The organism is Acidobacteriota bacterium, assembly GCA_016716435.1.
GTDB lineage: Bacteria > Acidobacteriota > Blastocatellia > Pyrinomonadales > Pyrinomonadaceae > OLB17.
In genome coordinates this window covers 606888-632452 of the sequence record JADJWI010000008.1, presented here as the reverse complement: position 1 = coordinate 632452, position 25565 = coordinate 606888, and the positions used below count along the sequence as shown (strand labels likewise).

At 55.6% G+C, this 25565-nt stretch carries 25 protein-coding genes; 15 read left to right on the top strand and 10 right to left on the bottom strand.

Features of this window, described 5'->3' with window-relative positions:
- Positions 1 to 3 precede the first annotated feature (3 nt).
- The 3 genes from IPM21_14835 (at position 4) to IPM21_14825 (ending at position 2946) form a co-directional block, all read left to right on the top strand.
- The gene (locus IPM21_14835; GenBank protein ID MBK9165157.1) at positions 4 to 1134 is read left to right on the top strand and encodes a replication-associated recombination protein A; all 1131 of its coding nucleotides are present in this window, start codon (positions 4 to 6) and stop codon (positions 1132 to 1134) included.
- 96 nt (positions 1135 to 1230) lie between these two features.
- The gene (locus IPM21_14830) at positions 1231 to 1839 is read left to right on the top strand and encodes a TetR/AcrR family transcriptional regulator (protein ID MBK9165156.1); all 609 of its coding nucleotides are present in this window, start codon (positions 1231 to 1233) and stop codon (positions 1837 to 1839) included.
- An 18-nt stretch (positions 1840 to 1857) separates the two neighbouring features.
- Positions 1858 to 2946, top strand: a complete 1089-nt coding sequence (locus IPM21_14825; protein MBK9165155.1) for a S41 family peptidase — start codon at positions 1858 to 1860, stop codon at positions 2944 to 2946.
- A 51-nt stretch (positions 2947 to 2997) separates the two neighbouring features.
- Here the strand turns inward: IPM21_14825 and IPM21_14820 are convergent, their stop codons facing one another.
- On the bottom strand, positions 2998 to 3531 hold the full coding sequence (locus IPM21_14820) for a hypothetical protein (protein ID MBK9165154.1): 534 nt from the start codon (positions 3529 to 3531) through the stop codon (positions 2998 to 3000).
- 98 nt (positions 3532 to 3629) lie between these two features.
- Between IPM21_14820 and IPM21_14815 the strand changes: the two genes are divergently transcribed.
- Positions 3630 to 4304 (top strand): ATP-binding protein, encoded by a 675-nt coding sequence (locus IPM21_14815; GenBank protein ID MBK9165153.1) that lies wholly within the window; start codon positions 3630 to 3632, stop codon positions 4302 to 4304.
- Here the strand turns inward: IPM21_14815 and IPM21_14810 are convergent.
- Positions 4271 to 4894, bottom strand: coding sequence for a sulfoxide reductase heme-binding subunit YedZ (locus IPM21_14810; protein ID MBK9165152.1), 624 nt, complete (start codon positions 4892 to 4894; stop codon positions 4271 to 4273). The genes IPM21_14815 and IPM21_14810 overlap by 34 nt on opposite strands.
- A complete protein-coding gene (gene msrP / locus IPM21_14805) occupies positions 4894 to 5850 on the bottom strand; it encodes a protein-methionine-sulfoxide reductase catalytic subunit MsrP (protein MBK9165151.1) in 957 nt (318 codons plus the stop codon). Before msrP ends, IPM21_14810 begins: the two co-directional genes overlap by 1 nt.
- Positions 5851 to 6072: 222 nt before the next feature.
- Between msrP and IPM21_14800 the strand changes: the two genes are divergently transcribed.
- Complete coding sequence (locus tag IPM21_14800; protein MBK9165150.1) at positions 6073 to 7980, top strand: protein kinase; 1908 nt, start codon at positions 6073 to 6075, stop codon at positions 7978 to 7980.
- A 120-nt stretch (positions 7981 to 8100) separates the two neighbouring features.
- The gene (locus tag IPM21_14795) at positions 8101 to 9165 is read left to right on the top strand and encodes a TonB family protein (GenBank protein ID MBK9165149.1); all 1065 of its coding nucleotides are present in this window, start codon (positions 8101 to 8103) and stop codon (positions 9163 to 9165) included.
- A 149-nt stretch (positions 9166 to 9314) separates the two neighbouring features.
- On the opposite strand, the gene deoC is transcribed toward IPM21_14795, so the two are convergent.
- Entirely contained in the window at positions 9315 to 10175 is an 861-nt protein-coding gene (deoC, locus tag IPM21_14790) for a deoxyribose-phosphate aldolase (protein MBK9165148.1), read from the bottom strand.
- 12 nt (positions 10176 to 10187) lie between these two features.
- Positions 10188 to 10934 (bottom strand): ribose 5-phosphate isomerase B, encoded by a 747-nt coding sequence (rpiB, locus tag IPM21_14785; GenBank protein MBK9165147.1) that lies wholly within the window; start codon positions 10932 to 10934, stop codon positions 10188 to 10190.
- A 123-nt stretch (positions 10935 to 11057) separates the two neighbouring features.
- Between rpiB and hpt the strand changes: the two genes are divergently transcribed.
- Complete coding sequence (hpt, locus tag IPM21_14780; GenBank protein ID MBK9165146.1) at positions 11058 to 11633, top strand: hypoxanthine phosphoribosyltransferase; 576 nt, start codon at positions 11058 to 11060, stop codon at positions 11631 to 11633.
- A 6-nt stretch (positions 11634 to 11639) separates the two neighbouring features.
- On the opposite strand, the gene IPM21_14775 is transcribed toward hpt, so the two are convergent.
- On the bottom strand, positions 11640 to 12095 hold the full coding sequence (locus IPM21_14775) for a hypothetical protein (GenBank protein MBK9165145.1): 456 nt from the start codon (positions 12093 to 12095) through the stop codon (positions 11640 to 11642).
- A gap of 180 nt (positions 12096 to 12275) precedes the next feature.
- Here IPM21_14775 and rplU point away from each other — a divergent pair, with 180 nt between their 5' ends.
- From rplU to IPM21_14740, 7 genes are all read left to right on the top strand, one after another.
- Positions 12276 to 12566, top strand: coding sequence for a 50S ribosomal protein L21 (rplU, locus tag IPM21_14770; GenBank protein ID MBK9165144.1), 291 nt, complete (start codon positions 12276 to 12278; stop codon positions 12564 to 12566).
- 33 nt (positions 12567 to 12599) lie between these two features.
- Positions 12600 to 12887, top strand: a complete 288-nt coding sequence (rpmA, locus tag IPM21_14765; protein MBK9165143.1) for a 50S ribosomal protein L27 — start codon at positions 12600 to 12602, stop codon at positions 12885 to 12887.
- A gap of 838 nt (positions 12888 to 13725) precedes the next feature.
- Complete coding sequence (gene obgE / locus IPM21_14760) at positions 13726 to 14763, top strand: GTPase ObgE (GenBank protein MBK9165142.1); 1038 nt, start codon at positions 13726 to 13728, stop codon at positions 14761 to 14763.
- Positions 14760 to 15413, top strand: coding sequence for a nicotinate (nicotinamide) nucleotide adenylyltransferase (nadD, locus tag IPM21_14755; protein MBK9165141.1), 654 nt, complete (start codon positions 14760 to 14762; stop codon positions 15411 to 15413). Before obgE ends, nadD begins: the two co-directional genes overlap by 4 nt.
- Positions 15413 to 15841 carry a ribosome silencing factor gene (rsfS, locus tag IPM21_14750; protein MBK9165140.1) on the top strand — a complete coding sequence of 143 codons (429 nt, stop codon included), beginning with the start codon at positions 15413 to 15415 and terminating at the stop codon, positions 15839 to 15841. The genes nadD and rsfS overlap by 1 nt, the downstream gene beginning before the upstream one ends.
- Positions 15842 to 15882: 41 nt before the next feature.
- The gene (locus IPM21_14745) at positions 15883 to 16338 is read left to right on the top strand and encodes a 23S rRNA (pseudouridine(1915)-N(3))-methyltransferase RlmH (protein MBK9165139.1); all 456 of its coding nucleotides are present in this window, start codon (positions 15883 to 15885) and stop codon (positions 16336 to 16338) included.
- A complete protein-coding gene (locus tag IPM21_14740) occupies positions 16335 to 16691 on the top strand; it encodes a TraR/DksA family transcriptional regulator (protein ID MBK9165138.1) in 357 nt (118 codons plus the stop codon). The genes IPM21_14745 and IPM21_14740 overlap by 4 nt, the downstream gene beginning before the upstream one ends.
- A 144-nt stretch (positions 16692 to 16835) precedes the next feature.
- Here IPM21_14740 and IPM21_14735 read toward each other — a convergent pair whose 3' ends face one another.
- The 4 genes from IPM21_14735 to IPM21_14720 form a co-directional block, all read right to left on the bottom strand.
- Entirely contained in the window at positions 16836 to 17975 is a 1140-nt protein-coding gene (locus IPM21_14735; GenBank protein MBK9165137.1) for a citrate synthase, read from the bottom strand.
- Positions 17976 to 18253: 278 nt separating this feature from the next.
- Positions 18254 to 19366 (bottom strand): hypothetical protein, encoded by a 1113-nt coding sequence (locus IPM21_14730; GenBank protein ID MBK9165136.1) that lies wholly within the window; start codon positions 19364 to 19366, stop codon positions 18254 to 18256.
- Positions 19367 to 19448: 82 nt separating this feature from the next.
- Complete coding sequence (locus IPM21_14725) at positions 19449 to 21998, bottom strand: carbohydrate binding family 9 domain-containing protein (GenBank protein MBK9165135.1); 2550 nt, start codon at positions 21996 to 21998, stop codon at positions 19449 to 19451.
- Positions 21999 to 22145: 147 nt separating this feature from the next.
- Positions 22146 to 24002, bottom strand: a complete 1857-nt coding sequence (locus IPM21_14720) for a DUF4097 family beta strand repeat protein (protein MBK9165134.1) — start codon at positions 24000 to 24002, stop codon at positions 22146 to 22148.
- Positions 24003 to 24331: 329 nt separating this feature from the next.
- On the opposite strand from IPM21_14720, the gene IPM21_14715 reads away from it, so the two are divergent.
- Complete coding sequence (locus IPM21_14715; protein ID MBK9165133.1) at positions 24332 to 25558, top strand: hypothetical protein; 1227 nt, start codon at positions 24332 to 24334, stop codon at positions 25556 to 25558.
- The last annotated feature ends 7 nt before the right edge of the window (positions 25559 to 25565 follow it).

Below are 25565 nucleotides of genomic sequence, written 5' to 3'. Positions count from 1 at the left end.
CCGATGACCGAACCGCTAGCAAGCCGAATCCGCCCGACCCGACTTGAAGACTTTGTCGGGCAGGAGCACCTTGTTGGCGAGGGCAAACCGCTGCGGCTCGCCATCGAGCAAAAGAGCATTTTCTCGTTCATTCTCTGGGGGCCGCCCGGAACGGGAAAGACCACGCTCGCCCGCATCTATGCAAATGCCATCGAGGCCGAGTTCTTTGAGCTTTCCGCCGTTTCCGCAGGGAAGGAAGACATTAGAAAGCTGATCGCCTTGCCTACAATGGGCCGGCCCAAGGTGCTTTTTCTCGATGAGATCCACCGCTTTAATAAAGCCCAACAGGACTTTCTGCTTCCGTTCGTCGAATCGGGCGGGCTTGTCCTGATCGGGGCGACGACCGAGAACCCGAGCTTTGAGGTGATACCGGCACTGCTATCGAGGCTGCGGGTCTTCACGCTAAAGGAATTCACTCGGGACGAGATGTTCGCCATCATCGGCCGCTCGGGATACGAGCTTGGTGACGAAGCGAAAGAGTGGCTTGCCGAGCTGGCGAACGGCGACGCCCGCCAGGCCCTGACGATGATCGAGAACGCCGCCGAACTTTACGGCGAGCTGTCGATCGAAAATCTTAAAGAGACGCTGCAGAACCGATTTCTCCGCTACGACAAGAAAGGCGAGGAACATTACAACGTCATCAGCGCGTTCATCAAGTCGATGCGGGCGAGCGACCCGGACGCGGCCATCTATTACCTCGCCCGAATGATCGAGAGCGGCGAAGACCCGAAGTTCATCGCCCGCCGGATGGTTATCTTCGCTTCGGAAGATATCGGGCTGGCGCAGCCGACGGCTCTGGTCGTCGCGAACGCCGTTTTCCGTTCGGTCGAAACGATCGGCTATCCCGAATGCACGCTCAACCTTGCCCACGGCGCCGCCTACCTTGCCCGGGCGGCAAAGGACCGCTCGGCGAACGACGCGATCGCCGAAGCAGTCGCCGACGTCAAACGCTTCGGCAATCTGCCCGTCCCGATGAAGCTCCGCAATGCCCCCACCAAGCTGATGAAAGAACTCGGCTACGGCAAGGAAAACGAGGAGGAAAAAGACAGCCTCCTGCCCGCAAAGCTAAAAGGAAAGAAATACTTCAACGACTAGCTTCGCGAAAAACTTCGGAACTTTGCTTTACAACCCCGCGATAAGAGAATATTATGACCATTGGACAATATTGGTCATTCGTCACGAGACGATCTTATGGATACCGGAAACAAACGAGACGTAAAAAGCGACATTCTTGATGCGACCGATCGCCTTTTGGCCCGGTATGGCTACAAGAAAATGACGATAGACGACCTGGCCCGCGAGACCGGCATTGGCAAGGGCTCGGTCTATCTTCACTTTTCAAGCAAACAAGACATCGCCCTTTCACACATCGACCGCATCGTCGATCGCCTGACGGCAAGGCTTCGCGTGATCGCGGCAAGGGATTCGGCACCCGACGAGCGGCTTGCCGAGATGCTGGTCGAACGCGTCGTCTTCCGGTTCAAGAGCGTTCAGCATTATACGGAGAGCATCAATGAGCTGCTCGCCAGCATCCGCCCGGCCTTGCTCGAACGCCGAAAGGCCCACTTCGAAACGGAAGCGAGGATACTCGCAAAGGTGATCAGCGAAGGCATCGCGAACGGCACGATGCGCGACGTGGACGCGACCGCGACGGCAATGGCGATGCTAACTGCGACGAACTCGCTGCTGCCGTTCAGCTTAAGCGCAAAGGAGCTCGGCAAGCTCGAAGAGATCCGCGGCCGTGCGGAGCAGACCGCCCGGCTACTTATATATGGTCTAGTTACTAGGAACGAAAGTTAGTTTTACGGAGGCAGTAATATGTATTTTTCTTCGTTAATGATAAAGGTGGTGCTGTTCATCGTTTTGGTGGTCGTAGCTGCCTGCTTTGGCCAAGGCCCGGCCGCGGCCGCCGATATGCAGATAGATGCGGCCACGCGGAACGCCGTCATCGCGGAACTTAGAGAGGACCTCAAGGCGAACTATGTCTTCCCGGAGGTTGCCGAAAAGACCGCGGGCATACTCGAAAAGAACCGAGCGGACGGCAAATATGACGCGATCACAAGCGGCAAGGCATTCGCAGAAGCCTTGACCGCGGACCTTCAGGCGGCGACGAACGACCGGCATTTGCGAGTGCGTTTTTCGTCGAATCCGATTCCCGTTCGCCAGCCGCAGGCCGAGCCGACCGAGGCCGAAAGAATGCAGTACCGGAAAAATATCTTAAGTAATAACGCCGGTTTTGAAACCGTCGAACGGCTCCGCGGCAACGTCGGCTACATTAAACTCAACGGTTTCACCGGCCCGGAGATCGGCAAAGAAACGGTCGAGGCGGCGATGAATTTCGTCACGAATACTGACGCTCTCATCTTTGACCTCCGCGACAACGGCGGCGGCTCGCCCGAGATGGTGGCACTCATTTCCTCATATCTTTTTGGCGAGAAACCGGTTCACCTCAATAGTCTCTACTGGCGAACCGAAGACCGCACCGAAGAATTTTGGACGAAGCCTGAGGCGGCAAAAAAGAAGTATCTTGATAAACCTGTTTACATTCTCACCGCCAAGCGGACCTTCTCCGCGGCCGAGGAATTTTCCTACAATCTCAAGAATCTAAAGCGGGCGACCATCGTCGGCGAGACAACCGGCGGCGGTGCCCATCCCGGAAGTATGTTCCGGCTCGGTGATCATTTTGGTGCCTTCATTTCGACCGGGCGTGCGATCAGCCCGATAACGAAGACGAATTGGGAAGGAACGGGAGTTGAACCGGACGTGAGAGTAACGAAGGAGGAAGCCTTCAAGACCGCTTACGTCGCGGCTCTCGAGAATCTCGCCGCGAAGGCAGAAGACCCGCCATTGAAAGCGGCGTTTGGTGCGCTGATCGCCGAAGTAAAGAAGGACGAGCCGAAACGGTAAACGTTCGATCGACTGGATGACAGGCAGGCTCGGCGGACGGGCCTGCCTTTTTTAGCGCTTCCAATAGGAACGGATCTTGAGGTCGAGCATCGGGAAGGCGCAATATTCGACGTTGCGGCCTGACTCGCGGAGCTTCTGGACCATCGGGATGGCGGCGTCGGCGTTGCGGGTGTGGACGACGATGGTCGCCGCCCGGTGCAGCTCTCGATGCTCATCGAGCCACTCGGCGATCGCATAGCCGGTGCTCGCGTAGTCGTTGTGGTCGTTCGATTCGTAATGATGCGGCAGCAGGTCGTGATCGAGAAAGATCGCGTCAAAAGAACCCTTTTCGAGCAACGTCTTCGCCTCTTCGACCGTTTCCGCTATCGCCAGTTCGTCGCCCGAAAAACGCTTCTGGAACCAGGTATGGCGTCGCTTGTCGTCGTCGAGAAGAAAGACGCTTATCGGCGTGCGATCTGCTTCAAGATCGGCAAGCCCGAGTTTGATGAGAATGCTGTTGAAAACGCCCATAAATGCCATTCCGCGGCAAATGAGAATATAGCATATTCGCCGACGTGAGCGCTCGGCACGATCATCTGTTATCATCGTCTTTCACAATGGCAGTTTCCGAGAAAAAGCGAACATCGAAGGTTGAGAATGAGCAGCTCCCAGGCGAGGTCTGCGAGGTCTGTTTTGGCACGGGCATGGAGATCGTAAAGGGCAAGGGCGCCCGTCCGTGCATATGCCAGCGGACCGGCCGGCACACCGACCCTTTCGAGAAGGTCCGGGTTCCGCGGCGATACGCTCGATGCCATTTCAGCAACTACGAGGCCCAGAACGAATCGCAGAAACTCGCGCTTCTCTTCGCGACCAACTTCACGAACGACTATCCGGCAACCGAGAAGGGGCTGCTGATCTCGGGCCCGGTCGGTGTCGGAAAAACTCACCTCGCGGTTTCGATCCTCAAGGGGCTGACCGAACGCGGTTTTTCGTGTCTTTTTTATGAGTTCAGTTCGCTTTTGAAAGAAATTCAGGATTCCTATAACCCGCGGACGCAGACCTCGGAACTGGCCGTCCTCGCTCCGGTGCTCAATGCTGAAGTTCTTGTTCTCGATGAACTCGGTGCCTCAAAGCCGACCGATTGGGTCCGCGACACGATGGCCTACATTATCAACTCCCGCTACAACGACGCCCGTGTGACCATCTTCACGACCAACTACCCGGACCGCACGGCAAATGAACGCGAAGAGACTCTCGAAGACCGTATCGGCGTTCGGCTGCGGTCGCGGCTTTTCGAGATGTGTCGGCCGATCGAGGTTGCAGGTGAGGACTTTCGCCGGACGCTTCAATCGGGCCGGACGGCAAGGCCGGGCCTTTGAACTGGTTTCTTTGCCGCTCGGCTGTAGTAGATGCGGATAGCGAAAAGGGCTGCGAGGCCGACCGCGAATAGTGCCGGATAAAATAGATCTGACTTCACGATCATCCAAAAGTGAACGACCCCAAGTATTGCAACCAGATAGCTTAGCCGGTGAAGACGCTGCCATGTCTTGCCGCCGAGCTTCTTGATCGCAGCGTTTGTTGAGGTAAGAGCCAGCAAGACCAAGATCAGAAATGCCGCCATTCCGACCGCAATAAATGGGCGCTGAATGACATCGCCGATGATCGCCGGGATGTCGCCCGATTTATCGAAGAAGCTGTAAGTGATCAAATGAATCGAACAGTAAAGGAACGCAAGCAGGCCGAGCATCCGCCGGCTTTTGATCAGAATATTCCAGCCAAATAGCTTTCGGAGCGGCGTGACCGTGAGCGTCACGAGGAGCATAACGAGCGTCATCACACCCGTCGCCCGCAGGAAATATTCGACCGGATTTGCGCCGAGCGACCCATTGGCCGCGTCAAACAACAGCAGGCCCAAAGGAAGCAAAGCATTGAGGCCGAGTACGAATTTTAGGAAGCGGGCGTTGTCCATCAATAGAATTTCTCTAGGTCCATTCCGCGATAAAGTTCGGCGACCTCTTTCTCGTAGCCGTTGAACATCAGAGTCTCGCGCATGGTCAATTCGCCGATGCGGCGTTCACGTCCCTGCGACCAGCGAGGGTGGTCGACGATCGGATTTACGTTCGAATAGAAGCCGTACTCACGCGGGGCGGCGATGTTCCAGGTCGTCGGCGGTTCTTTTTCTGTCAAAGTAATGCGGACGATCGATTTGATGCTCTTGAACCCATATTTCCACGGCACGACGAGGCGGACGGGAGCTCCGTTCTGCTTCGGCATCGGCCTGCCGTAAAGCCCGGTCGCTAAAAGCGTCAGCGGATGAAGAGCTTCATCGAGCCGCAGGCCTTCTACATAAGGAAGATCGATCCCCGCCGAAAATGAAGACTGCATTACCGAGCGATCGTAGGCAGTTTCGAACGCGACATATTTCGCCTCCGACGTCGGCCGCACATGTTCGAGCAATGCCGCTAACGGGAACCCGACCCACGGTATCACCATCGACCAGGCCTCGACACAGCGAAAGCGATAAATACGTTCCTCTTGCGGGAACTGCAAGATCTCCTGTAGCGAAAAGCTACGCGGGTTTTCGATCATTCCGCCGACCTCTACGCTCCAGGGGTCGGTCTTGAGCACCTGAGCTTCGCGGGCAACGGCCGTCTTGCTGGTCGAAAATTCGTAAAAATTATTGTAGTTGGTGATGTCCTCGAATGAATTCGGTGTTTCGCTGGACTGAAACTCCGGCTTTCTTGCCAATTCGCCAAATTCTGCTCCGGATGCTTCGGGCCCGGGAGTGATCGTATCCGGACGATACGCATTGTAGATCAGCCCGGTCACAGCTGCCGATCCGGCAAAAACCCCCGCGCGGATGAAATTCCTGCGGTTCAGGTAAAGCGGTTCGGGAGTGATCTCTGTTCGGTCGGGGGCTGTCATTATTATTGTCTTCGATTCTCCTTTCTATTCGGACGCAAAACCCGATTCGTGCTCAAGCAAAGATATTCCCATTATTGCCAAACTAATTCCCCGAATGCCGTTCGGAACTCGAACAGTCCGATTAAACAACCATGTTCAACATTGTTCTTCCATTTTGAACGACTTATGCTATACTCTTTAGAGCCTACGGGCTAAACCCCGCTTTTTCTCGCCTTTTTACTTATGCCCGCTACTGAACAGTTTCTCAATAACGGAAGATATCACCTCTCCGCGTCGAACAGAACGGAGGATCCGTTCCTGATCTCGGATGCCTACGACACGACCCGCGATGCAAAGGTAGTGGTCCGCGAGGTTCGTATGCCCGGCAATGCGGCTTCGGCCGATGCCGAGCGGCTACGGATGACGTTTGTAAATAGCGGCACTGTGTTGAAAGGCATTCGCCACGAGTCGCTGATCCATGTGAACGACCACTTCTCCGAAAGCGGCCGCCATTTCCTGGTGCTCGAAGCGGTTGATGGCGACCCGCTCAGCCTTGCGCTTGATGCCGGCGGCATCAGCTTTGAGTTAAACCAGGTCACCGACTGGGCAGACCAGATCCTTGCCGGGCTCGATTATCTTCATAACTTTCGACCCAGCGTCATTCACCAACGCGTTCGGCCGCAGCATCTTGTTCTAACTTCCGAAGGAAGGATCAAGCTACTTGCTTTTACCGTCGCCGGCGAAAACGGACTAAACATCACGACCAATGTTCAGCCGAATCTCTTCGATGGCGAGATCGCCTACTCGCCGCTTGAGCAGATCTGGGACAACCTCGACTCGGCTTCGCAGAATGTGATAGTCAACCATTTTGGCGAAAAGTTCGAGTTCGATATGGGAATGCCGCTCGACCCGAGAAGCGACATTTATTCGACCGGAGCAACACTTTACCATCTGATCACAGGAAAGAAACCTGTCGACGCACTCGAGCGGACGATCGAACTGATCGAAGGCAACGACGACCCGCTTCGTCCGGTCACTGACTTTGCACCGATGGTTCCGCCGGAGGTGGTTGATGTCGTTTCACGAGCGATGCAGATAGCCCGCGGTGGAAGATTTGCTTCTGCAGGCGAAATGCGGAACGCTCTGCAAGCCGCTCTCAAGCAATCGGCCGAACGCCTTAAGGAAGAGGCGATGGATGAGCGCGAGGCCGCGGAGCTGCTTTCCAAACTTCGCGGAAAGCCGACCACGTCCGCCCCGGTTCCCGCGGCAACTACGGAAGACGTTGCGATGCCGGCAGCAACGCGGCTCGATCGGCTTCGGAAGATATTTGAAGAGGACAAGGGCATTACACCGGCGGTCGAAGTCGCCGCAGCATCGCTCCCGAGCGAACCGGTCGTCGCGCCCATTGGCGTCGCACAAACGAGCGAGTTACTCGAGATCCCGGTCGCACCGTTCAAGCCCGCGGTCGCAGCCCCGCAGATCGAGCTTGGCGCTTTGATCGCAGAGCCTAAACCGCAAAGCCAGGTCGCCCAGCCACGTGTTGCGGACGTAGTAGCCGCCTCGGTGAAGACCAAAGCTCCGCAGCAAGCGGAGCCGGTGCCTGTTGTCGAATCGACAGCAACACCGCTCGAGACTGATTTCACCTATACGGACATTCCTTCACTAGAGACGAGCGAACCGGACGCGGCCTCGTTTGAGGCGCCGTTCAAGTTCTCTTCAACCGAAGATGAACCCGATTTTGCATTTTCAGAGCCGCCGGCTTCCCGCTCTATGCTTCCGATCATTGCCGGCGGCGGTGCCTTTGTTGCAATTGCGGTAGCGGCGGTCTGGTTCCTTCTGCTCTCCGGTGGCCAGGCCCCGACCGCTCCCGCGGTTTCACCTGCGGCAACAGTTTCGCAGCCGGCCCAATCGCAGCCCGATTCGCAGCCCGCGGCACCAGTTGTGGCAGAACAAGCTCCTGAGACTCTAAACGAAGCCGCTCCAAGCGAGACCGAAACGCAAACGGTAGCCACACAAGAAGAGGCCCGCCGAAAACAGCAGGCGGCGGCAGCCAAAGAAAGGGAAAAGCCGAAGACCGCTGAAGCTCCCAAACCTACGCCCGAAAAGAAAAAGGCCGTTACTGTTGACGACCTGATCAACGATTCCGAATAGCACCTTCCCGGCCGGCAATTCCTCCCGGCCGCGGCTCAAAACCATAAGCATATGAACGCCCAGAAAATACCGCACTTCAATAAGTTACGCAGAACTCTCGTTGCTGCGGCCATTCTTGTCATGATCGCTGTTTCAGCGACCGAAGGGCTTGCCCAAACGCCGCAGCTTAGCCTCGCAGATCTCATGATCGGACTGCGGTCGCAGAAGGTCCCGCTCGAGGACCGGAACCGCATTCTCGCCGCTGCGGTCGCCGAGAGGGGCATCACGTTCGTTTACACCGAACAGATCGCCACCGAGCTTAAGGCGACCGGTGCGAGCCCCGAATTGATCGAAGCAATTCGGGCAAAAAGCGAAGAGCAGCTCAAGCCGAAACCGGTGCCGACTCCGACGCCGCCCGACTACACCTTTTATCAGCGACGAGCGATCGAGAACTCGGCAAAGGGCGAATACGTTGTTGCCCTCGCCGACTTCGACAAGGCTGCCGAAATGAAAACGGACGACCCGACGATCTTCATCGGCCGCGGCCGGACGCATTTCAATCTCAAAAACTTTGACCGCTCGGTCTCTGATTTCAATCGCGTTATCGAATTGAGCCCGAGCGACTCATCTGCCTACTTCAACCGGGCGAGTGCGTTCGAAAGGCTCGGCGACCTTCCGAAGGCAATTCTCGATTTTTCAAAGGCTCTCGAGCTTGACCCGGAAAACTCTGCCGCACGTGCCGGACTGGCACGGTCCGTCGCCGCCCTCGCCTCGAATAAGCCTGAAGAGCCAAAGCAGGCCGCACAGCCTGTAGAAGCCGCCGAAGAACCGAAGAAGGCCGAACCTGTAGCCGAAGCAAAGCCGCAGCCCGAGCAAGCGCAACCACCGGTCGAAGAGCCAGTGCAACGGCCTGAGTTTATCAATGTCGGCGTGCTTTCAAACGCGAACTCGATCAGGATGTCCATGCCTATTTATTCGCAGATCGCGAGGCGTTCGAACATCGAAGGCCGTGTTGTCGTAGAGGTCGAGATCGATGAGAATGGCGAGGTGATATCGGCAAAGGCCGTTTCCGGCCACCAGATGCTGAGAGACTCGGCCGAAGACGCCGCGAGGAAATCGAGGTTTCGCCCGTTCGAGTTTGATGGAACGCCGATAAAGGCAAAGGGCTCGATCAACTACAACTTCAGCCTAAAAGGCAGCGAGTAATCGCTAGCCCATCGGTTGCGGATCTTGCTTTCAGCGATCTCTGCGTAAGCTCAGCGTCCTTCACGTTTAGACAAGTTCTAACGCGGAGGACGCTGAGTTTTTCCGCGGAGGGTACAGAGAAAACTGCGGCGGCGACGAACAGTGCCGTGCTAATACGCTGAGGTTGTCAGGGTCGAGCTTTTCACGCCGTCGGCTTCCTGGGCGATCTTTACGCCGACGCTCGCACCGATCCGCGTTGCACCGGCGGCGACCATCGCCTTAGCGTCCTCTATCCCTTTAACGCCGCCGGAGGCTTTTACGCCGAGTCCGGAACCGACCGTTCGCCTCATCAGGGCAACGTCGTCAACCGTCGCTCCGCCTTTAGCAAATCCGGTCGAGGTCTTTACGAAATCCGCACCCGCATTTTTTGCCGCAAGGCAGGCTCGGACCTTCTCTTCGTCCGTGAGCAGGGCCGTCTCGATGATCACCTTGCAGAGCACGCCATTCTCATGAGCGGCCGATGCGACGGCCCGGATGTCGTCCTCGACCGCGCAGTCGTCGCCCGATTTGAGCGCGCCGATGTTGATGACCATATCGACCTCGCGAGCACCATTGAAGATCACACGGCGAGCCTCGAAAGCCTTCACATCCGGCAGCGTCGCCCCGAGCGGAAAGCCGATCACGGTGCAAACCGGAATGGCCGTACCCCTGAGGATCTCGGCAGACGTCTTAACCCAGGCCGGATTGACACACACGGACGCAAAGCCATACTTTGCCGCTTCCTCGCAGAGCCGGCGAATATCCGCATCGCTCGCCTCGGGCTTGAGCAGGGTGTGGTCGATCAGGCTCGCCCAGTCGTGGGCGGTCGCGGTTTCGCCGAGCACGATGCCGATCCGCGAGGCTCCGGCATCAACGATGCGCGCAACATCGGCACGGCAAAAACTGCCCGCTTCGTGGCCGACATCAAGCTTGGCGATGACGAGGTCAGTGATCTGCTCGATCAGCCTTTCGTAATTTGCTTCCTGAGACATTTTTGTTCGAACTTACCGCCGGTACTGCCGGTCGATATCTGCGATCTTCGCCACCCGCCGCTTGTGCCGCTCCTCGCTTAGCTCCGTCGAGAGAAAAGTATCGACGATCGAAAGCACCTGCTCAAGCGTGTTCTGCCCGCTGCCGAGCGTAAGCACGTTCGCCCCGTTGTGCTCGCGTGAATTGGCTGCGAGAGCGGGCGAATAACACGCCGCCGCACGCACGCCGGGAAATTTATTCGCCGTCATCGCACTCCCGATCCCGGCTCCATCGACGATGATGCCGACCTCGGCCCGGCCGCGACTTACAGCCTCAGCAACTGCTCCGGCGTGGTCGGGATAATCAACGGCCTCTTTCGAGTTCGTACCAAAATCGCGGATCGCGAGCCCAAGACCGGAGAGATGCTCCTTTATTTTTTCCTTATACTCAAAGCCGCCGTGGTCCGCTCCGAGCGCGACGGAACGAACCAGAATCTTCGCTGTTCTCGGCTCTTTGGTTACGAGTTCGATCCCTCGTTCGCGGATAAGGTCGGCGGCCAACGGCGTAAACTTCGTCCCGGGCGAAACCCGCAGACGGTCGCCTTCAACAAGCCCGCGAATATCGTCCTCGGTCAAAAGAGATTTTGAGGATTCATCTCTTTCGAAAGAGCGCTCCTGCCGCGGCTTAAGCGAATTGACCAGAACATGCTCAGGCTCCGCAGTGTAAGACACCTCCGTCTGCACACCGGCGGTTCCGGATGCATCAAGCACTCGGCGGACCATTTGCTTTATCTCTTCGCGGCTGACGGAACTTCGGTTCATACTGGTGCATGGGCCGACAACTTGAATCCGGCCCGACCTTTGAATAGTATTGCTAAAATCCTATCCGTTCAACCACTCAAGATTATGTCGAATGAAAGTGCGAAGCCCGCAGCCACAGAGTTTTCGAACCCGAACCTTCGCGTGATGTTCTCGGCCGACGAGATCGCGGCGAAAATAACCGAGCTCGGCGAGCAGATCTCGGCCGATTATGCCGGAAAGGAATTAATACTTGTCGGCGTGCTAAAGGGCTCGTGCGTCTTTATGGCAGACCTGATGCGGGCCATCGACCTGCCGCTCTCGATCGATTTTATGTCCGTTTCGAGCTATAAGGACGGGACGGTGTCGTCGGGCGATGTCGAGATCACAAAAGACCTGAGCAATCCGATCCGTGGGAAAGACGTTCTGGTGGTCGAAGATATTGTCGATACCGGCCTGACGCTAACACGGCTGCTTGAGATCCTGGGCTCGCGAGGAGCGAACTCGATCCGGCTCGCCACGTTTCTCGATAAACCGGAACCGCGGGTCAAGAAAGAGCTCAAGATCGACTATATCGGCTTTACGATACCGAACGAGTTCGTCGTCGGTTATGGACTGGACGCGGCGGGCCGATATCGCAATCTGCCGTTCATCGGCGTCGTTATCGACCCGTCCGTCATCTGAAACAAGCTAGACCGAAGGATCCAGCCTGCGTCGGCTCGCAAGCAACCCGTTGAACATATAGAACAACGCGACGAGATGGAAGCCGAAGGCGAAGACATCGCGGAAACCGATAAGGATCATCGCATCGATCGCGTAGAGGAATATCCCTAGAACAAATGCAATGTCGCTTCCCTTCCTTGCGTAGAAGCCGAGAAGAGCGAAAAGGCCGGCGATCGCCAAGTTGAACGAGAGTCCGGCCGAGTTGACTCCGGCGAGTGTGCTCTGCCGGAAGGTTTCGTCCACGACCCGCGTTCCGCCGAGGCCGAAGAGCATATCGGACAGCCCGCCGAAAGTTACCGAAAGCGAGTTGATGACCGAAAGGGCCGAGATCCAGAAAAACCAACTGGCTCCGCGTTCCATTGCCGCGACCTTCGCTTCGGCAGTCTGGGGCTGTTGAACGATTTCACCCATTGCCTGTTCCATTTTTAAGTTCCTCCTTTGTTTTTTGGGGCGAATATATCACAGATTCACGCTACCGGAGCGAGAAAATCTTTAGCCCTCGATCAGGGCCGGTTTGGATTGACTTATTGCCTCAGTTTCGATATTATTTGAGTTTTTCGGCGACTGCCGGAATTCACTTCAGCAATTAGCGGTGAAATAAAGATGAGCTTTGCAATAGTTAAAACAGGCGGCAAGCAGTTTTCGGTCGAGGCAGGCCAAGTTCTTCGCGTGCCGACGATAGACGCTGAGGCCGGAAGCACGGTGTCGATTCCCGCTTTGGTCTCGGGAGCGGGTTCGGACGTTAAGATCGGCGAAGGCAGCATCGAAGCGACCGTCGTCAGCCACGGCCGCGGCGAGAAGATCATCGTTTTTAAGAAAAAGCGTCGCAAGCAGTACAAGCGTAAGCAAGGCCACAGGCAGGGTTATACCGAGATCAAGATCGAAAAGCTTTAATGCTCAGCCGGACGGCAACACGAGGAATTAGTTATGGCACATAAGAAAGGTGTAGGTTCATCACGTAACGGCCGCGATTCGAACGCGCAGCGGCTTGGCCTTAAGAAGTTTGGCGGCGAACACGTGCTCGGCGGTAACATCATTGCCCGCCAGCGTGGCACCAAATGGAAGCCCGGCAAAAACGTCGGCCGCGGAAAGGACGACACGCTTTTTTCGCTCATCGAAGGCTTTGTAAAGTTTGAGGACAAGGGCCGCAAGGGCAAGTTCATCAGCGTCTATATGGAAGGCGCGGCTGAGCTCGCTCCGAAGGTTGCTGCCTAAATCTCACAGATTTTAAGTTTTTTTGATGGCCCGCTTTTGAGAAAATGCGGGCCATTTTATTTTTTTTTCGATGCATGAAAATTTCTTTTCCACAGGCTCGAGGGCCGAGCTTCAGATCACCCGCACGATGAAAGTGGCGTTTTAATTATATTGCAAACTTTTCCACAGAATTTTCCACAATCGGCCCCGCGATTTTTCCACAAGACGCCTTCTCCGCAACTCATCAAAACGGCCAAAACCTAAAGTGCTTTCTACTTGACTTGCCAATTTTCGGGTGTAAGATGCATACATAGTCAAAACGCTCATGGGCTTTTGACCGGTACGAGGAAGTGATACGAAAGCGGTGACGCTTCCTGAACGAGAGCACGGATCGGCGGAACATCCATTGCTCTGACGCCTCGAACCGAAGCCGAAAGGCTTGCAGGCAGGAACGAAAGTTTCTGCGAGTCGTTCGGATAAAAACGGACGACGCCCGCGGGAAAGGAACCGCCTGTCGGGTGCAAAGCCGCCCTGGGACTTGTTCCCGGGCCTCGTTGCCGGGTTCGTAACCGGCGGTGGAGGAAAGCCACCACAACAAAAACCTAAAGGCATCTGGCACTTAGAGTGCAGCGAACAGCTTCGGCAGTTCGGATGCTGACCGGAGAGAAGTTCCCCGTCGAACGTCTTCGGGATACAAAATCGGTAGATCGATCGTGTACATGGTCATCTACCAACCCTTTCAGAGCACTTCGGTGCTAGGTGAGGTTGACGAAAACGCCGCTTCAACTTGTTTGAAGTGGCGTTTTTGTTTTGTCCCGCCACTTTGCCGTTTCACTTCAAACCACTAGAATTAGGTCACGTGTTCATAGATAGGGCAAAGATCAAGATCAAGGCGGGTGACGGCGGCAACGGCGTGACCGCTTTTCGCCGTGAAAAATTCGTGCCGCGAGGCGGGCCTTCGGGCGGCGATGGCGGCGTTGGCGGCGATGTCTGGCTAGAATCCGACGAGGGGCTGAATACTCTACTGCATCTCCGGTACAACCCCGAACACAAGGCCGAACGCGGCCGGCACGGCGAGGGTTCGCGAAGGCACGGCCGCGATGGCGAGTCGGTCGTTGTCCGTGTTCCTGTCGGCACACAGGTGTTTGACGCGGAAACCGGCGAGCTACGTTTTGACTTCACAGAACCGGGCCAAAAGTATCTGGCCGCAAAGGGCGGCAAGGGCGGATGGGGCAATTCGCACTTCGCGACCCCGACCCGGCAAGCCCCCAAATACCACTACACCGGCCGCCCCGGCGAGGAACGCGAACTCCAGCTTGAGCTCAAGCTCATCGCCGACGTCGGGCTGGTCGGCTTCCCCAATGCCGGCAAATCCACGCTGATCAGCGTCATCTCCGCCGCCAAGCCGAAGATCGCAGATTATCCTTTCACAACGCTTGAGCCGAATCTCGGCGTCGTCGATCTCGGCGATTTTCGGACGTTCGTCGTAGCCGATATACCGGGCTTGATCGAGGGAGCGTCGGAAGGTGCGGGCCTGGGCGATCGCTTCCTGCGGCACGTTGAGCGGACCAAGCTCATCCTGCATCTCGTCGATGTTTCGTCGCTCTCCGGACGCGATCCGGTCGAGGACTACCGAATTATCAACAATGAGCTCGCGAACTACAGCCCCGAGATCGCCGCTCGTCCGCAAATTATTGTCGCCACCAAGATCGATGCACTCGACGACCCGGAAAGGCTCGAATCGCTCCGAAAGCAGGCCGCGGATGATGGACTTCAGTTCATCGATATTTCTTCCGTAACCAACCGTAACATCAAGGAGTTGGTCGCAATGGTTGCCGTCAGGCTCGATGAGCTGAAGCAGGAAGATCTCACAATTTCTCTCGCCGAACATTCATGAAGCGCGTCGCATATTTTGGCGGAACATTTGACCCGGTCCATTGCGGCCACATCGCGGTGGCAAAGGCGCTCGTTCCGGCATTCGGCCTGGATCGGCTTCATTTTCTGCCGGCTTTCCACGCCCCGCATAAGCCGGAACGACGGCCGACGTCGGGCTATCACCGGTATGCGATGCTCTCGATCGCGACCGCAAACGAGCCGATGCTCATGGTCTCAACGCTCGAACTCGATAAACGCGAGCGGCGTTATACGATAGATACACTTGCCGAGCTGAAGGCGTTGCACGCGGACTCGGAGCTTTTCTTCGTAATGGGTGCCGATTCGTGGACGGACATTCGGACGTGGAAGGATTGGGAAAGTGTTTTGCTTGCGGTGAATCATATTGTCGTCAGCCGGCCCGGGTTTGAGCTGTCGTCCGATCATGTTACGCCGAAAGTTCAATCAAGAATTGTCGATCTCCGCACGAGCGGGAATGCTCTCCCGGCCGACTTCGCAGCGGATGAACCTCGGATATTCATAACGGATGCCGTAAATCAAGACATTTCCGCTACCGATCTTCGCGAGGACCTCAGCGACGGCGAACTCGATCGACAGGACGAAATTCCGGCCGAAGTTGCAAAATACATCGAAAAATACGAACTTTATAGATAATGGAAGAAACTCAGGAAAAATCGCTCCAACGCGAGACTGCCCGGATCGAGATCGCAGCGACAAAGACGCCGTTCGAGGACGTTGATGAGGGTGTTCGGCTTGCAATCCAATGTGCTGCAGACAAAAAAGCAACGGATATCGTCGCACTCGACCTTCGCGAGATCACGAGCTTCACGGAGTTTTTCGTTATCGCCAGCGGTGCCAATCAGCGGCAGGTCCAGGCCGTTGCCGACGACGTTCGCGAACAGCTTAAAGAAAAGCTGGGCCTCCGTTCGAACCGGATCGAGGGCTACAATACTGCCGATTGGGTACTAATGGACTTTGGCGATTTTATCGTTCACGTCTTCGAAAAGAACGCTCGGGAGTTTTACGACCTCGAACGGCTGTGGCTTGACGCACGAAAGGTCGAGATCCCGGAAGGTATCTAGCGCAACCATCGCCGCAATCCCCAACGTATCGGTTCCATCAGATGAAATTCAGATTTCTATGGGTCGGAAAGACCAAAGAACCGAATCTCCTTAACCTGCAAAACGAGTACCTTTCGCGGCTCTCGCGATTTGTACGGACCGACATAACCGAGGTTCGCGAAGGGCGGCCCGGCGGGACACGCTCACAGGACGAAGGCGAAGCCATCTTGCAGGCAATAAATCCTGCAAGTTTCGTTGTCGCCATGGAGGCCGGCGGAAAGCATTTGACGTCGCACGAGCTTGCCGCTGAGATCGAAAAATGGATGAATTCGTCCAAGCGGGATGTGGTTTTTGTCATCGGCGGGGCCGAAGGCCTCTCTTCTGAGGTTGCCGAAAGGGCAGACATTAGGCTATCCTTATCGTTTCTAACTTTTACGCACGAAATGGTTCGTGTGTTTTTGTTGGAGCAGTTATATCGAGCATTTACGATTATAAGGGGCTACCCCTACCAAAAATGAGCAAATTGAACCTCAAACAGATCAAGCAGAAACTCGAAGACGAGCGTTTACTGCTGATCGAAAAACTCAAAGGTAATGATCTGTCAATTGACGCCTCGGAAACTCCCGATCCGGTCGATCTTGCCGTTCGCAATTATTCCAAGAATGTTCAGCTCGCTGTCTCTGAAAACGAGAGCAAGCAATTGACGCTGATCGATGAGGCCCTTCGCCGGATCGACGATGACGAGTACGGCGTCTGCCTCAACTGCGAGAAAGCGATCAACCCTAAGCGGCTGGCGGCGATCCCCTGGGCCCGCTATTGCATCGAGTGCCAGCAACTGGTCGAGCAAGGAATGATCGACGACGACGAATAGTTCGTTCTGGCGAGTCGATCAGATAGGCCTGTCCTGTTGTGGCAGGTTCATACCTGCCGCAAGCAGCGATCAGTTCCAGCACAACATATCTAAGCAAAAAGCCCCGAACGTCGCCGGGGCTTTTTCACTTCAACTGAGTTTTTTCTATCTTTCAGCTATCGGCACATACTTGAGTCCGCGTTCGCCGATGTACTCGGCACGCGGCCTGATCAGCTTGTTGTTCGCATACTGCTCAAGAATGTGGCCCGTCCACCCAGAAATGCGGCTGACCGCAAAGATCGGAGTAAAGAGATCAAGCGGGATGCCCATCAGGAAATAGGTCGAAGCCGAATAGAAATCGACGTTCGGATACATTCCCTTTTTCTCGAGCATAAGGCTTTCGATCCGCTGCGACATCTCGAACCATTTCGTCTCGCCAGCCTTGTCAGCCATCGTCTTCGAAAACTTCCGTAGCCAGGTCGCACGCGGGTCTTCCGTCTTGTAAACGGCGTGGCCAATGCCCATGATCTTCCGCTTCTCTTCAAGAGCTTTCTCGACGAACGCGTCAACCCTATCGAGGTCGCCGATCTCGATCAGCATCTTCATCACATTCGTGTTTGCTCCGCCGTGCAGCGGGCCGGCAAGAGCGGCGATGCCCGCTGTAACGGCTCCATACATTCCCGCCAAAGTGCCCGAGACGACACGGGTCGTAAAGGTCGAGGCGTTGAGCTCGTGGTCAGCGTGGAGGATAAGCGCGATATCGAACATCCGAGCCTCGTCAGCTTCTGCCCGTTCGCCGCGAAGCATATAGAGAAAATTCTCTGCGATGCTGAGGTTCTCATCCGGAGCCACGACTTCCTTGCCGTTACGAATTCGGTCCCAGGCGGCGGCGATGGTTCCCATCTGTGCCGTTAGCTTGATGGCCGCCTTGGTCGCATTTTCACGATCGGTGGCATGGCCCGCCTTGTCGTAAAAATCAAGCGACGAGACCGCTGTGCGGAGCACGTCCATAGGATCAGCATCCTTAGGGAATGTTTTCATCGCTCCAATGACCTCGGGCGGTACCGCGTAGTTCGCGCGGAACTGAGCCGTCAGATCAGCCAATTCGTCCTGCTTCGGAAGGCGGCCATTCCAAAGGAGAAAGATCACCTCTTCAAACGTAGAATGCTCAGCCAGATCGTGGATGTCATATCCCTGATAAATTAGAATTCCGTTTACACCATCGACATCGCCGATGGAACTCTGGGCCGCAACTACGCCCCGTAATCCGGCTGCAGCGGCTGTTGTTTCTGTTCCTGTACTCATTACTATTTTTCAATCCCGCTTTTGTAAATGTTACCAACTCTCTAGTTTAGCGAAGGTGAATACCTTAGTAAAGCAGTGGTTTTCGCCGGGAGATAATTCGCACGTGCTTCATAAGGCCACTAATTAAGCCATTCGATGGCGTGACAGTTACGGATTCCGCTTCGGGACTCCATGAACCAAACGAGTAAAAAGAAGACGGGCCCGAACATGCCACTGGAGGAGAGCGTCTGTTCAGGCCCGTCTTTTGTTTTCACCGGCTGTTACCCCTGAATGCATAGTTATCTGATCCGCGTGTCGTATGCGGTCCGGATCTTCAGTTGCTGGTTCTTGATAAGGCGGATATGCTTTCCGCGTTCGACCACAACAGCTCCGACGCCGAATGCCGCACCGATCCCTGCACCGACCGCGGCACCGACCGGCCCGGCGGTGATCGCACCGATTCCAAGCCCTGCGCCCGTAGCTGCTCCGACCTTTATGCCGTCTTCTTTGAGAGCCCGCTTGCCTACTGCAGTTCCCTCGTCGCTGACGGTCAGAACGTTGTCGCCCTTGATCGGTATCACCTCGGCCAACGTAGCGGAATAGTTGCTCCATCGTTCCTCGGTCAGGACGATCCGGTCGAATGTGAGCTGCATCTGCGAGCGCCGCTTGATCCGACCCGGCTTTGTGATCTTTTCGATCCGGCCCTCAATAATGGCCCCTTCGATCTCGACCGGAGACACAACGCGAGCGGTAAATTTGTCGCCGACGCGATTCTGCTCGGTGTTGAGGTCTTCCTGTATCTCAACGATGAGTTCCGTATCTCTCGGGATCAAAATGATGTCATTCGTCGCCGCGGTGAATGATGCCTTGCGAATCGGCTGCTCGGGCTGCTGTGTTTGGTCAACGGCCGGAGTATAGCTCGGTGCGGTGTCTGCGACCTCTGGTTCGGGCGTCGTTTCAACAGGAGGCTGAACAACGGTCGGCTCGGAAACCGGGGATTCTACCGGCGTTGCCGAGACCAGTTCTTCGGCCGGCGGCACAGTGTTCAGGCCGCGTTTCGCGAGGCCCTGCGGAATAGCCGATTCGAACGGCCGTTTCTCAAAACCGGTCGCGTAACCGCCTTCGAAGCCCTGCCGATATCCATCGCGATAATCGTCAAGCTGGCCATAATCTTTACTGTAAGCCCGGTCCGCCTGCGTGTATTCTTTGTGGCGGGCGATGTTCCGCGAGTTGTTATCGATCGAATCGCGGTAACCGGCCATGTAGCCGTCAGAATATCCGGTCCTGTATCCGCGCTGTAGAGCGACGCGGCTGTCCTGTCCATAAGCCGGAGCGGCGAGGAACATCGGGATGGCCAAGACGGTAAGGGCAAAAGCGGCGGTGAATGCCAAGAAACTTCGGGTACTTCTCATTGTCTCCTCCAAGAGCTGCTATGGTGAATTAAGAGCGGGAAACGTCCTATCTTCATATGTTTATACATCATGAGTTAAATAATTACAAGAAGTTTTCGCCCTGTGGAAAAAAATAAAAAAGGCGGCAGCCACTCATGCGGATAAAGAAGGTTCGGCCGTTTCGCTTAAAGCCGGGCTCAAACTGTCCCGTAAATGGGCTTATGCCGCTGTAATTGAAGTCATCGTTGTAACCGATGTAAAAGGCGGTGCCGGGATTCGGGTTCCAGCCGAAAAGGGCCTGGCCGGCATAGTGGCTCCGCGTCGAGTTATAGTCCAGCCGCATCCGTGCAAACAGGAATCGCGTGAACTGATACGTCGAACGGAGGCTCACGATGTCTGCGTCGAACGCCCGCCGCCGATTATCATTGCGGACAAGCCGGCTCTTGCGGTACGAAAGCGAGATGCGGAGAGGGTCCGTTGGCTTGACCTCGCCCCAGACCTCGGCATCAAACTGTTGGCCGGGCCCGGGATCTATCTGTCCGCCGGATCCGAGGTCAAAGTCGAACGCATTGTTGATAAAGCCCACGAACATTCCGTAGTTGAACCTTTTGTGCGGTGTTTGGTTGATATTTCCGGATACGATCTGCTGCCAGGTGGCACGGGTCGGATCGCCGAGAAAAGTTCCCTGCGGCCGGGTCGGGAGACGCTTGAGCCCGAACTCTTCTTCGTAGATCTTGTCGTAAACGATCGCAGATTCGAAATTCAAATAAGTGTTCTTCTGAAGCGATAGGTTCACGTTCGTTCCGGCCCGGAACCGCTGCAATCTGCCACTCCAGTCGTAATCGATGCCGCTGAACTGGGCCCATGAGGCACGGATGATCGACGCATTAGCGTCTGACTTCGTACTGAACCGATTGAAGGCAAAGGCGAAATTCGTGTTCGTTCTTCGAGTGAAACCGGCGTCGGTCCGGTAGTCCTTGCTCTGGCCGCCGACCTCCAGGAACCAACCGCGGCGGTCGGTCGAATGGTCAAGGTTTGCGTAATATCCGATACCGTTACCGGACCGATATTGGTTGTACGGGCTGCCGAGTTGCGTCACGCCGCCGAACGTCCCGCCACCGCAGATCTCGCGGTTTCTTTGTGCCTGTGTTGGGTCGGAGGTTGCATCGAACGCCGTCTCAAAGAAGCATCGCTTGGAGTGGGTGCCAACAACTTGAAAGCTGGCCGTAGTTTGCGAATTAACTTTGATCCGCCCGTCAAAGCCCGCCGTGACATTTTTCTGCTCAGGAAAGCTCCGGTATGTGGCGAAAAGGCCGATGTTGTTTTCCTTTCCAAAATCGCGTTTTAGGCGAAGCACACCGAAGAGTGCGTTCTTGTCCAGAAACTCATCGATTCGCGGACGGACCGAGGGATCGTTACGGTCGTCCTCATCGTAATTTCCGGGAGCCTTATCGGAAGCGGCAAGAAAGCCGAACGAGGTCTTGCCGATCTTTCCGGTCAGCTTTACGGCCGCGTCCGGATCGATGATCGTCCGCGAATAAAAAACACGAAGCGGCGAGCTGAATATCTCCTGGCCCTCAAGAAAGAACGGCCTCTTCTCCTGAAAAAAGATCGGAAATCTTTGGTTAGCAGTAACGACCGGAGCATCTGCTTCGATCTCGGCAAAGTCAGGGTTGATCGCCGCGTCGAGCGTTATGTTTGGCGAAATGCTGTACTTCAGCGTTACGCCAAACTCCGGTTTGATCGCTTCGTTTACAAAGCGGCCGGGGTCGATGGCACCGGGCGTCAATTGGTACCGCGGGATCGTCCGCGTCCTTCGGCCGGTCTGTGAGACGGTAACGCTCGGGACTACCTCAAGCGTCCGTTCATATTTGATGCTATTGAGGCCGGTTATCTTGCCATGCTTGATCAGAAAGCCGGAGATGTCGCGGTCGTCCGGAAGCCATTGGGTGAATTCGTCATTAAAGCGGTCGATGTTTCTGGCGACATTAAAGCCCCAAAGCTTCCCCTCGCCGGCTTGGTAACGGAGCGACTTGAAAGGTATTTTCACCTCAACTGCCCAGCCCCAATCTTCGATCACACCCTTTGATTCCATGACGATATCCACGCTGAAATCGGCCCCCTGGCCTTCGGTGTAAATGCCGTCCTGCTGAATTCCGAGCGGGTTAAAGCCAAGCACGTAGGCACGCCTTTGATCGTTAAACGTGTCAAGCCAAACGCGGACGTTATCTTCGCCGAAGACGTTGTCTCGCTTTGCGATCGTCGCCCGGATCTTGTCGCGCTCGTCCCAGCACTTGAAACCGATGTACAAGTGCTTCTCATCGTAAAAAACGTAAGCTTCGGTCGGCCGCGAGGGAGCCGTGTTGTCGCCCGGGCTCGTTTGATAGAAGTCCTTAAAGACTGCGGCCGTCTGCCATGCGGGCTCATCGAGCCTGCCATCTATAGTGACCTCACTATCGGTGATGGGAATATTGATCGGCCTGAGTTTTTCAGCGGGCACATCGACCTTTCCGCTCTTGCCCACCGGAACCTTCGTCACCTCGCTAGTATTAGAGGATGATGACTTTTCGGCTGACGCGACGTCGGTCGTCGGTTGGGCGTAAGCGGAGATCGAGATGAGAAGGATCGCAAATATTATGATGATGGCGTTCATCCTTTTCTCCTATTTATTTGTAAGTAAGACGAATAGTAATCCGTAATGCGGACAAAGCAGCCGCAAACGACTCCTGACTAAAACGCATTTCCGGTCAGAAGGTTTCAAAAAAAGGCGGCCCCGTGTGAATGACCGGGGCCGCACAATTTACTTGACCGAAAGCAACTCAGCGGAGCGAATTACCAAGGCACCGCCCTCGGAACGGAATCGATACTCAGCGGCTCCGTTGCCGATACGGAAACGGTCCTCGCCGATATTTTCAAGGCGGAGCGAGTCGACCTCGGGGGCGATGTTAGAAAAAACGGTTGCGTTTGCTGAGGCGGGTAATGAGAGGACGGTCCGGCCGCCCGAGGTTTCGGCGTTGATCGAAGAAAAGGTCCCTTCCAGATACAATTCGCCGTTGTCCGAGCTCGCCACGAGCCCGCCGTCAAAACCGATCACACGCGCCCTGCCGTCGCCTATCGCAAGCTTTAGGTCGCCGGAGACGTCACGGACGTCGGACGAGGCTCCGTCGGAGTTTATTTCGACTTTGCCTGTGATGCCTGAGATTCGGACGTCACCATCGGCTGTAATGCTAAGGCTCGAACGCTTGGGAACCCAAACCTCTACGCGTGCCGTAAATGAGGAACCAAAGAACCGGCCCGCCGGGGCATCATTGACGACCTCAAGCTTTACCTGGTTTCCTGTTTCTGAGTCGGTGACGGTTACGGGGTCTCCGACCCGCCGGCCGGCAACCTCGCTAACGGTGTAACGAACTTCCTGTTTATCCCAAGCACGGACGACGACCGAACAGCCTTTCGTATTGAGAATGATCTGCGGCTCTGCATCGACCGGGATCGACTTCGAGCTTTCAGCAATACGCGGAGCCCCGACCGGGAAACCGGCACCAAACTCGCGTGCAAAGATAAGTGCTTCCCGAGCCGTCTGCTCGGTGGCGAGAGCCCTTAGCCGCTCAGTATCGATCTCGACCCGCGCACGTAGCCGGTCGAACTCCGGCTGAGCTTTTGCTATAGCGGCCTCTGCCTCCTTCATAGAACGCTGAATTTCGGCATTCGACCGGCTCATGGCCCTCGCAACCTCGGCGTTAACTCGAGCCGCTTCGACATTCACAGAGACATCGGTGTCCTCGTCGCCCTCTGTTCCGCGAAGCAAGTTCGTTGCCGGGGATTGCTTTCGGCCATCGCTCTTTCGCTTAATCGCCAGTTCACCATTGACGCTGTTGAGCCTTATCTGCGCATCGCCCGAACCTAGTCTTCCATGAAGGTCACGCCCGATGTACTGGCCCTTTCGGACCGGCAGGCCGAATTCGTTTGAGATCGGCCCATTGAGCGAATCTGCCCTTATCGTTGCATCAACGTCGGAAGGCAAGGTCACTGCGACCGAGCCGTTGACCGTGCTGAGAGAGATGCGTGAACCGCGAGCGACGGTCGTGAAATCAGCGATCACCTGGCCGTTCACCGTTGAGAGGTCCGAAACTCCGGAGAGTCCGCTGGCATTCACGTTGCCGTTGACAGCGGCGATCTTGGTCGAACCCGCAAGGCCGGAGACACTGACCGAACCGTTTACGTTCTCGATCGAATCAAGCCGTGCGGTTCGGGGAACGCTTATCCGATAATCTACCCGTGATCTGCGATATCGGTTGCGTTCGTTTCGATTGCCGTATCCCCAGCCCTTCATTTCCGTCTTTATGCGGACGGCGGCAGGTTCGGCATCGACCGATATTTCGATCTCTGCAAGCGTTTCGGCAGAATCGGCGGTCTTCGTCGCGACGACGCGGACCTCGCTGCGGTCCCAGGGCTCGATCACGATATCGCCATTGATATTTGAAAGGCTCACGCGGCCATTGGGCTGAAGCGGGTAATTTTGCTCAAATCTTTCGGTTACATCCTGACGAACCGCCGGGATTGTTACTTCCGTCGGTGCCGGTTGTTCAGTACGATTGGCTGCCGGTTCTTCCGCACCGAACAGCAAACACGCGATAAATATCGAATATATCCAATTCATAAAAGCTTTCCTGTTTTGACCAGTGTAGGCCTAATTCCTTACTCAGATAACAAAACACCGACGACCGGCCAATTGTGACAGCAATTTCTAAATATTCGCGTGCTTATTACATGGTTCTTTGAAAACGATTCATTCGGGTCGCCAATCGTTGTCCGGAGCCTGAAACAAGCTGGCCAAGACCAGCCTTCGGCCCCGAACTAATTTGCATCTGCGCCCCTATCGGAAGCATCTCTTAAGCTTGGCTTACTGCGGGCTGAATGTGAATTTACTTATTAGCACTTATTTGGTAGTTTATAGAGTTTGGTCAGCCCGGGATCGAGGAAAATTGTATGAAACTAAAAACAACGAGATTGCACATCCTGCGTGAGCAAAAGGACTTGAGCAAGACCGCCAAGAAAGGCGTCTCGTTGCATTGTCATACAGAGCACTCGAAAGAGATGCTCGACTTTATCCCGCATTACGCCGAAAAGCTGCCGATCATCGCTCATTTCTGGCGGAAAGAACGCGACAATTACGAGAAGAACCAGGGAAAGGGGATCGATTTTTCGACCGCCTATTGGAGCCCGCCGCTGACCGCCCATGACGTTTACCGGATCGAGAAAGATCAGATCCACGCTTGCGGGCTCGAATCGATGGTGTCGATCACAGATCACGACTCGATCGATGCGAATCTGAGGATCAACGAAAAAGCTGAAGGCGAAACTGCCCCGATATCGCTCGAGTGGACGGTTCCCTTCTCGTATGGGTTTTTCCACGTCGGAGTCCATAACCTCCCGAAAGATCGGGCGATCGATATTACAAAGGACCTGCTCGATTTTACGTTCAACAAGGAAGTGCAGTCTGACGAGCGGCTTGCCGAGCTCTTTGCGATGCTCAACGAACTTCCGGGTGTGCTTGTTATTCTCAACCATCCGCTTTGGGACATCGAACTCGTCGGCCAGGAGCGGCATGAGCAATTGTTGAAGGACTTCATCCGCATCCACGGCCGCTGGGTCCATGCACTTGAGATCAACGGGTTCCGAAATTGGTCAGAGAACAAAGCAGTAATTGAACTTGCTGAATCGCTAGGGATTCCGCTTGCTACCGGCGGCGACCGACACGGCTGCCAGCCGAACACGGTTGTGAATCTGACGAACGCCGACACCTTTGAAGAATTTGCCGACGAGATCAGGGTACAGAAGCGAAGCGAGGTCGTGCTGATGCCAGAATACGAGTATCCGCTCCATTCGCGGCAACTTCGATCGTTCTCAGAGATCCTCAAGCATTACGAAGAGTTTCCGGATGGCCGAAAGCGTTGGTTTGATCGCGTCCATTTTGACATTGGCGATGGCGAAGGACTTCGTCAGTTGTCTGTACATTGGAAGCGCGGCGGCCCGACTTGGCTTCGCTGGGCGATATGGACGCTCGGCGTGCTTGGCAGCCCGAGGTTGATGCCGATATTTCGCGTGGCTAGAAAGAAGAAAGACCGAGTGCCGAAGAGCGTTGAAACTGCTCGGTTCCAGGTACCGCAGACACGCGAAGTTACGGCCGAACTATCAAGCGAAGGAACTGCTTGACCCTTGG